The sequence below is a fragment of the Streptomyces sp. NPDC019531 genome (assembly GCF_044903305.1).
GTDB lineage: Bacteria > Actinomycetota > Actinomycetes > Streptomycetales > Streptomycetaceae > Streptomyces.
Genome location: NZ_JBJDQL010000141.1, coordinates 1 through 1429, shown reverse-complemented (window position 1 = coordinate 1429; position 1429 = coordinate 1). Strand labels below are relative to the sequence as shown.

At 71.1% G+C, this 1429-nt stretch carries 1 protein-coding gene; it reads right to left on the bottom strand.

The genetic code is table 11. The features are described from left to right. Positions 1-48: 48 nt before the first annotated feature. Entirely contained in the window at positions 49-1050 is a 1002-nt protein-coding gene (locus ACI2L1_RS45190) for a beta-ketoacyl-ACP synthase III (protein WP_404745300.1), read from the bottom strand. Between the last annotated feature and the right edge of the window lie 379 nt (positions 1051-1429).

Here is a 1429-nt window from a genome sequence, read left to right as displayed (position 1 = left end):
GCTGAGCTCCTGCTCTCTCGTTCTCGGTCGCCGGCCGGATGCGGTCGTTCAAGGCCGCTCCAGTCGCGGCCAGGTCAACACCGTCGACCCCCAGGTCAGCCCGCCGCCGAATGCGGTGAGCAACACCCGTTGCTCCGGTTGCAGCACGCCACGGGTGTGCGCCTGGTCGAGCGCGAGGGGTATCGACGCGGCCGCCGTGTTCCCCACCTCGGCGATGTTGTTGAAGCACCGTTCCCTGGGAAGCCCTATCCCCTCCGCGACGTGGTGGGTGATCCGGAGGTTGGCCTGATGGCTCACCAGGTGGTCGACGTCCCCGGCGTTCCAGCCCGCCCGGGCGAGCACCGCCTTGGCCGATCCGGTCATGCGGCGTACTGCGTGTCGGAACACGTCCTTTCCCGACATGGCGAAGTACTGCTCGCCTGCGCGCGGCGCCACCCCGGAAAGGCGCTGCCGTGAGCCGCCCGCGGGCACGGTGATGAGGGCCTCGCCCTCTCCATCGCTCCCCAGGTCGAACGGTCCGAGCGCGCCGGGTTCGGTGCGCGTGCCGGAGCGCAGGACCACGGCGCCCGCTCCGTCTCCGAAGATCACGGAGGTGGAACGGTCGTCCGGGTCGAGAAGGGTCGAGAAGGTCTCCGCGCCGATCACCAGGACCCGGTCGGCCACTTCGGCGAGGATCAGGCCCGCCGCGGTTGCCAGCCCGTACACGAAGCCCGTACACACGGCGGACACGTCGTAGGCAGCCGTCCCCGTCATGCCCAGTCGGGCGGCCACGACCGGAGCGGTCGCCGGACAGGGACGGTCCGGCGTGGTCGTGGCCACGATCACGGCGTCCACCGTGGACACGCCCGAGCACTTCAGGGCTTTGGCGCCCGCGCCGACGGCGAGATCCGACGTCGCCGTGCCCGGCGCCGCGACGTAGCGCTGTTCGATGCCGGTCCGCGACCGTATCCACTCGTCGGAGGTGTCCAGCCGCGTGGCCAGTTCGTCGTTGGAGACGGCCTGGTTCGGCAGGCAGCTGCCGACGCCGGCCAGGACCGCGGCCCGGTTCACTTGACACCGCCGTGGGAGCGGGGGGCCGCGACGGTTCCCGGCTTCGGCCTGTCCGCACGACGTGTCACCACGTGCGCTCCTCCTCATCCGGGTCCAGAGCTGCTGTCCGAGCCGAGTCTTGTCCGGGGGCCTTACCGATGGCTGACCGCCCACTGACCGATGACTGACGCGGCGCGGCGCCGCAGTCCCGACGCCGTCCGGGACACCTGGCTCCTGGATGCCGAGGCGCCGGCCGGTCAGCGGGTCGTCAGCCATCTGTCAGTGGTCGGTCAGCCGCGAAGCCCAGACTCGGTACGACGAACGCCCGGCACACGCATGCGTGTTCGCCTCTGCTCCTGGCGGAGCGTGAGGCGGGCCACCGGAAAGGTAGGGCGCATCA